Genomic DNA, 7451 nt, shown 5'->3' with positions numbered 1-7451 from the left:
CACATCCATCAACTTAAGGATTTAGACTATTTTTGAAGTTAAAAGCACGTTACTATTTTCTTATGTTAATGAGAAAGGGTGACGTGTTTTTTATGAATATGAATCAAAAACAAGAATTATCTTTATTCGCTGAAGAGTTATATCGATATATGTCTCCCGCTACACTTAATCAATTAGCCATAGAAGCAGGCGGAATGAAACGAAAACGTAAGTGCCACGGGCACCATTTCTTATCTTTGTGTGTATGGCTAAATCAACAAGTTGCTACTACCTCTCTTACTCAACTATGTAGTCAATTAGAAACTTCAACAGGAGTTTTATTAAGTCCGGAAGGACTTAATCGGCGATTTAACTCTGCTTCTATAGCCTTCTTTCGAACTGTATTTACTACACTTCTACAAGCTAAAATTGGAGGCGTATCTAAGATTTCTCATTCTCTTTCTTCCTACTTTGAGCGCATTCGCATCCTTGATTCTACAACCTTTCAGGTTCCAGATCGATTCGCATCTACCTATCCTGGTGCCGGAGGATGTAGTCATAAAACTGGTGTGAAAATTCAACTAGAGTATGACTTGTTGAGTGGGGAATTTTCTGATGTGAAAATTGAACCAGGAAAACGAAGTGATCAGGCGTATGGTGCGACTCGAACAGGCATGATACAAAAGAATGAGCTGTATATTCGTGACTTAGGATATTTTCGTCTACAAGACTTTAAGTCTATTCAAGACAAGCAGGGGTATTATTTATCTCGTCTTAAGTTACCAACTAAAATATATAGAAAAGAGTTCGAAACAGTGGTATTTAAAACAAAACCCTCTCAATTGAAACCGGTATATATACAAATTCATTTGGAAGACATTATGAAACAACTACAACCTGGCCAAGTGTATGAATTACACGATGTATATGTAGGGAGTAAGGACAAATTGCCTACTCGTATTGTAGTTTATAGGTGTACCGAGGAGCAAAAACAGAAACGCCTACGTAACCGAGCTATTCGTGAAAAGAAAAAAGGAATTACATATACAGAGCGTACAAAGCTTTTACAAGGTATTACGGTATATATGACAAACATTCCTACGGAATGGGTACCAAAAGAGAAAATCTATGATTTATATTCATTACGTTGGCAAATTGAGCTTTTATTTAAAATATGGAAATCTTGGTTTCAAATTCATCGTTGTAAATCTATTAAACAAGAGCGATTAGAATGTCATCTTTATGGGCAACTCATTAGTATTCTATTATGTTCTTCTACTATGTTTAAAATGCGAGAACTTCTATTACGTAAGAAACAGAAAGAGCTAAGTGAATATAAAGCGATGTACATAATTAAGGATTATTTTTCACTTTTTTACCAAGCATTACACAAAAACACCCAAGAATTATCAAAGGTTCTCCTTCGTCTGTTTAACCTCCTACAGCACAACGGACGAAAATCTCATCGATACGAGAAAAAGACAGTCTTTGATATTTTGGGTGTTGTCTATGAGTATACCACTTCTACTCATCAGGTAGCATAGTAAAAAATTGAAACCCGTCAGGGTTTATTTGATATGCCCGCTTTTATAAAATCTACAAAAGATAATAAAAAACTATATGGAAAGACCGCATTTTGTTTGAAAATATACCTTAAGTTGATGGATGTGTGGCGGACCCCCATTTTCAGCTTGTTTCAATTCCTTTCTTACTAGATATCCACTCATTTGCCCATGTATTGGCGGAAAAATTCTATTTGTTCGTTGTTAAGTATTGTTGCTTCGTCTTTTCTTAAGTCAAGGTGGAATACATGACCGCTAGCTTTGTCATTATGACCATATTCCTTGTAAATATAATGAAGTCCTGCAGATTCTAATTTACTAAGGAAAACAGGTTGAATCCCAACCAATCCATCATTAACACTACAAGTCACAAAGGACGGAGGAAAAGATGACGTAATGTTTGACTGAAAATCCATTTCCTTTTCATATTTATAAATTTCTGTTCCAAGGTAGTCCTTCATCAAAGCATTTAAAAGACTCCTGTACCATTCTTTCGTTTCTTTGTTTTTTATTCTATCGAGAGGATCATACATTCCGTGGTTTAATCCCATTGCTTTTATTTTTATATCAGGCATTTTGAAGTCAAACAGTTTTGCATACTTTAAATTAGTTATAATTGCTGCATACTGACTTGCAATCTGGGCTCCCGCTGAATCACCTACAATAAACAAATTATTTAAGTCCATATGAAACTTTGTTGAATTATTCTTCACCCAATGAAAAACCGAATTTACATCTTCCAGAGTCGCTGGAAATTTATATTTTGGTGCAAGACGGTAGTTGAAGTTTACTACCGTAAACCCGTACTGGGCTAAATTCATGCAGTAAAATTGATAAGCTTCCTTGTTCCCGTACACCCAGCCACCACCATGAATCGATATAATTACTGGCAAAGGTTTGTCCGTATCCTTTGGATAATACACGTCAAGCAAATGGTCTTCACTTTTATCCCCGTAGTAATCAAGGTTGTCAAACCTTTCGATATTTTCTGGAGTAGTTAACCCTTTATCTCTTTTAGCATCACCCTTTTTAAATAACACATTTAATAAAACTGATGTTAATGACATTTTTCCACACCTCTTTTTGTGCAATGAGAATTACTTAACGGATTATTTTGTTTTGGGGATTATATTTCGATAGAAGAAATAATTTATTCTTGTTCTATTAATCCGCCCCTTTAATGGAATAAGGAATGATTATTTGTTCCTTTCCCATAGCTTTCTATAGTCACCTTTAGGGAGGCATATTAATTTACTAAAAGAATACCATATTAATTTGGATAATGTAGTATCATTAGATTCTTTAAGATCACTAAAACTCTCTTGGTGTTGTTAAAAACTAGGAAATCGTTTTAAAAATGGGCTTATCGTTGTATATCCGCATTTTCCTGATGGTATCCCATGCTCATCAACTCAAGAATTTTATAACACCCCAAAACAAAAAGTCATTAGCTAACGAGCCCATGACTTTTTATATGCTATATCACAAATAATCTGGGAACACTTTACAGCCCTTTTCTTGCTCCATATCATGTCCAAAGAAAATAATCGGATTTTCTTTCCTAACAACATCTTTTAAACGTTTTATTGAAGATAAAGCTAAATCCGAATTAAATCCAGCAAACGGTACTTCATCTTCAAAGTTTTCTTTCGTATATGATGCATCAATAGTTAGTAACACTGGACCTGATTTTTCCGTCTCAATTAATAATGACTGATGCCCTGGCGTATGTCCCGGTGTATATATTAATTGCACACCTGGTACTACTTCATAATCCCCTTCAATTATTTTATAGTTTAAATTCGGCAATATACATTCTTTCAAATATTCCTTTCTGTGGAGTGCTACCTCATATTCAGCACGCTGTACAATAATTAGTGTATTTGTAAAAACACCATTTCCTCCTGCATGATCAAAATGCAAGTGAGAACTAATGATATAAAGAAGATCTTCTGGCTCATATCCGGCACGCTTTAAAATATTTACGATCCTATCGTTCTCATTCATTTTTGGTAAAACTTGTCCTTCAACCCTTGTCACTTTCCTCATTCCACTTTTTTAATTTCTTATTAAATAATTTGATAATAACTCCATAAACTAAACTTACTTGTATCCCATAGGAGTGTATTATTCTTGAAAAAAAATTGGATAGTCCTCATTCTTTTAATCATTTCTTTTTGTTCCACAGAAATACCCATATATGCTTTTACAGATAGTCGTAAAGCGTATGAAAAAACAGGGAAGGTAATTTGGGAAGTAAACGCAAAGGAAAAAACAGTTGCGATAACATTTGATGATGGGCCTCATCCTGTTTTCACCCCACAAATACTTGATATTTTGGCTAAATACAATGCGAAAGCAACTTTTTTCGTAGCAGGTAATAAAGCTACAAGGTTTCCCTCTATATTAAAAAGGCAAGTAAAAGAAGGACACGAAATTGCTAATCATACTTATAATCATATTTATGATAAAAATATTACCGTCGCTAGATTAACTGCAGAATTAGATCAAACGGATAAAATTATCAAGCAAATCACTGGTTATAAACCAACTCTTTATCGTCCAGTTGGAGGCCTTCATAATGATTTAATTATTAATACAGCTATGCAGAATGAGAAACTTGTTAATCTATGGTCATGGCATCAGGATCCTCAAGATTGGAGAAATCCAGCAGCTAGCAAAATTTCTAGATATATAACAAAAGGTGTTAAACCCGGCAATATTATTCTACTCCATGATTGGAATGGGAGTGAATTTTCTCAGACCTCTCAGACAGTTGAAGCTTTAGAAAGTATCATGAGATATTTATACAGAAACGATTATGAATGTGTAACAGTATCTGAAATGCTCTATCGTTCCATAAAAATAATTCCCTCCTCCTTTGATCCTTTTTATTAGTGAATCTAGGCTTATTTACGGAAATTTATGAGAATTTTCTAGAGGATAATATTTTTAGTAACTTTACATACTAGAGATTATAATGAAAAAGGAGAGACGATATGTCTCTCCTTTTTCTCCATGTATATTTAAAGTTAGCGATTAACTCCACTGCCAAGTTGTTGTTCAGCCATTCCCAAAACGCAAATTTTTTGCATTTTGGGGTAACTAGTTCTTTTAGCATAATAGCGATGTGTTAGTTCTAAAAACTCAAGATAGCTTTAGAATACTCTTATAGTTGGTCAAGTACATGAACTAGACATCTAATTATTTCAGAGGATTTCTCGATTTGCTCTGCATCAAAATCTGAAAGGTTCGCATTAAGAATATGTTTTAGTTTTTTCTCTCTTTCTAAGTGACAATTTAAACCACTAGGCGTAAGTTGGACATTGACAACTCTCCGGTCGTTATTTGAACGAACACGCTCAACGTAACCAGCCTGTTGTAATCCATTGATTAATTGAGTAATACCAGCGGCGGTAGTTTCTGCTCGATCAGCTAATTCTTTGACTGACAATTCGCCTTCTTCAGCTAATACTTTAAGGGTTCGAGCATGGACCATTGAAACTGCCCCTAATGTACGAGTAGCTCGCCCTCTTAAACGTCCATCGGCTGCAGTCAAACTATATATAGCCTGACTAAGTTCGTCTATCGCAGTTAACTTATTTGAAGAATTTGTCATAACATCACCATTTTCTCATTAACTAAGTACTTAATTATACGAAATTAACATTAACATATGAAAAAGAGTAGAGTCAAATTAAGTAGAAACTGACTATTCATTATCCAAGCAATATTATATATGCTCACCTTAAGTCATCAATAAAATAATAAAATGACTTGGTTTGTAGTCTTGACAAAAGTACATATTATACTTCATTATTTTAGTTAAGTACTTAATCGTTAAGTACTTAACTAAAAATGTAAAGGATGATTATTATGACTCAACGTTCACAATCTCAAGGATGGGCTTTAGATATAGCCCTTGCACTTGGTGGGTTTGATGCTTTGCATCCTGAAGCAAAGGCAACTATGGAACAGTTAGGGCACGACCACACTGATTTTGATAAAGTTTTTTCTCAAGTAAAGAGTGGAGCAATGATACCAAAAGCATGGGCTACGGTTGCTTCTCAGGCTCAACAACGCGCAAAACATTATGAACAAAAAGGATTCACCGTTACTGCTCGTGATCTATATCAGCGAGCTGCTGTTATGTGGGGACGTGCACAATACTCATATTTTAATGATGATCCACGAAAATTGGCATTTCGAGAACGTTGTAACGAATGTGTGGCAGCTATTTCATCACTTGGAGGAGGAACAGTACAACGTATAGTACTAGAATTTGAAGGCAAACAGATATATGCACTACTTCATTTGCCCTCAGGTGAAGTTCATAATGCACCAGCAGTAATATTAGGTCCAGGTATGGATATGATTAAGGAAGACTATATACAGATTGCGCAACGTTATTATACGTCTCGTGGTATCGTAGCTCTATCAATTGAAGGACCGGGTCAAGGTGAATCTGTATCTGAAGGTCTAAAAGTTGATTTGACTAATTACGAACGCGCCGTTAGTTGTTATATCGATTTTCTATTAAAACGGCCTGAGGTTGATCCAAAGCGGATTGGATTTTTTGGTATCAGTATGAGTGGGTATTGGGGGATGCGAGCTGCTGCGAGTGATAATCGTATAAACGCTATAGCGACTTTTGAAGGTGTATATGGTGAATTTGATACCATCTTTAACAGAGCGCAGCCGAGTTTCAAAGCAAATTTTATGTACATGTCTGGTTACACGGATGAAGTTGCTTTTGAAAACGAATTGAGTAGCCAGATGAATTTGTGGAAATTGGCGCCAAAGATTACTTGTCCAGTCTTCATGGGAATAGGAGAATTTGATGAACTTACCCGTTTGGAAGAAGCATTAAGTCTTTATGAGTTTGTAGAAGCACCAAAGGAAATACGCGTCTATGAGAATGAATTTCACCCGCTTGGTGGAGTAGCTGCAGAAATTTTTCGTTTTGGTGCAGAGTGGGTGGAACTTGCACTTGAAGGAAACTTTAAAGCTAACCATGATGAGCGTTATTACATGCATCGTGATGGCGGTGTTACTGAAGGGACTGCTTTTCCAACTTATTGGCTTGGTGCCCAGCCGGCGGAAATTAAAGGACGAAAAAAGTGTAATACATTAAACGCTTGTAATAATTAATAAATTTATACTGATTAAAAAAGAAAACAACAAAATAGTATGTAGCTTTTATTTACACTATTTTTGTTGTTTTCTTCAAAATTTAGACTCCTCATAATTATGGTTATTGGTGAGGATATTCAAAGTGCGGAAGACTTCGAATTGACGAAAAACATGGAAGAAAGTGCAGGAAATGTTAAGGAATTTATAAAGTAGGGGCTACATACTATGTTTTTTCTTGAGCACAACTAGCATACATATATTCTCTAGGAATTAAGTCCAGAATTGTGGAGACAGACAATGACAAATCTACGATCTGAGGAACATGACTTTCATAAAATGCTAGGTATCATTGGATGGGATTGCAAGACAAATCAAAGTTCCTATTTTTGAATTTTTAAGCTGATGGATGTGGGGTTCGCCACATCCATCAGCTTAAAAATTTTATAACGCTCTCAAAACGTGTAAAGTTTACATTTTTCATCCATCAGCTTAAAAATTTTATAACGCTCTCAAAACGAGTAAATTGTACATTTTTACCTGGAGATATCAATTTTCTCGTTTTGGGGTATTTGCTTTTCTTAGCTTGATAGCGATGTGATGATACCCCACATCCATCAAGCTAAGAAAAAACTGTGTTCCAATAGGAAAATTAAAGAAAAGAATCTCATTGATTTACCGATGCCAGTATCATAATGAATCCCTCCTTCTCCTCTTTTTATCAGTATTGTTAGGTAAAGGGGGGGCCAGGCACAAAAACAGGTTGTGGAGAAAGTCTTC

At 35.3% G+C, this 7451-nt stretch carries 5 protein-coding genes and 1 pseudogene; 3 read left to right on the top strand and 3 right to left on the bottom strand.

Annotated elements, in window-relative coordinates; genetic code table 11:
• The first annotated feature begins 92 nt into the window (after positions 1-92).
• Positions 93-1523, top strand: coding sequence for an IS4 family transposase (locus tag DN401_RS04430; protein ID WP_149287578.1), 1431 nt, complete (start codon positions 93-95; stop codon positions 1521-1523).
• A 179-nt stretch (positions 1524-1702) separates the two neighbouring features.
• Here DN401_RS04430 and DN401_RS04425 read toward each other — a convergent pair whose 3' ends face one another.
• Together DN401_RS04425 and DN401_RS04420 are read right to left on the bottom strand one after the other, a co-directional pair.
• The gene (locus DN401_RS04425) at positions 1703-2608 is read right to left on the bottom strand and encodes an alpha/beta hydrolase (RefSeq protein ID WP_149287577.1); all 906 of its coding nucleotides are present in this window, start codon (positions 2606-2608) and stop codon (positions 1703-1705) included.
• A 415-nt stretch (positions 2609-3023) separates the two neighbouring features.
• Positions 3024-3578: pseudogene (locus tag DN401_RS04420) on the bottom strand (N-acyl homoserine lactonase family protein); the annotation flags it as partial.
• A 96-nt stretch (positions 3579-3674) separates the two neighbouring features.
• On the opposite strand from DN401_RS04420, the gene DN401_RS04415 reads away from it, so the two are divergent.
• Complete coding sequence (locus DN401_RS04415) at positions 3675-4439, top strand: polysaccharide deacetylase family protein (protein ID WP_149287576.1); 765 nt, start codon at positions 3675-3677, stop codon at positions 4437-4439.
• Positions 4440-4710: 271 nt separating this feature from the next.
• Here the strand turns inward: DN401_RS04415 and DN401_RS04410 are convergent, their stop codons facing one another.
• Entirely contained in the window at positions 4711-5160 is a 450-nt protein-coding gene (locus DN401_RS04410; RefSeq protein WP_000185335.1) for a MarR family winged helix-turn-helix transcriptional regulator, read from the bottom strand.
• A gap of 257 nt (positions 5161-5417) precedes the next feature.
• Between DN401_RS04410 and DN401_RS04405 the strand changes: the two genes are divergently transcribed.
• Positions 5418-6692, top strand: a complete 1275-nt coding sequence (locus DN401_RS04405) for an alpha/beta hydrolase (protein ID WP_149287575.1) — start codon at positions 5418-5420, stop codon at positions 6690-6692.
• The last annotated feature ends 759 nt before the right edge of the window (positions 6693-7451 follow it).

The sequence above is a fragment of the Bacillus sp. BF2-3 genome, from assembly GCF_008368795.1.
In the GTDB taxonomy this organism is placed as follows: Bacteria; Bacillota; Bacilli; order Bacillales; family Bacillaceae_G; genus Bacillus_A; species Bacillus_A cereus.
The sequence above is the reverse complement of the archived record's forward strand: the minus strand, read 5'-3'. Positions and strand labels throughout refer to the sequence as shown.

What these genes read in the sequence shown, in the direction of transcription:
- DN401_RS04430 (WP_149287578.1), top strand. Translation starts at nt 93, where the DNA reads ATGAATATGAATCAAAAACAAGAATTATCTTTATTCGCTGAAGAGTTA.
- DN401_RS04425 (WP_149287577.1), bottom strand. Translation starts at nt 2,608, where the DNA reads ATGTCATTAACATCAGTTTTATTAAATGTGTTATTTAAAAAGGGTGAT.
- DN401_RS04410 (WP_000185335.1), bottom strand. Translation starts at nt 5,160, where the DNA reads ATGACAAATTCTTCAAATAAGTTAACTGCGATAGACGAACTTAGTCAG.
- DN401_RS04405 (WP_149287575.1), top strand. Translation starts at nt 5,418, where the DNA reads ATGACTCAACGTTCACAATCTCAAGGATGGGCTTTAGATATAGCCCTT.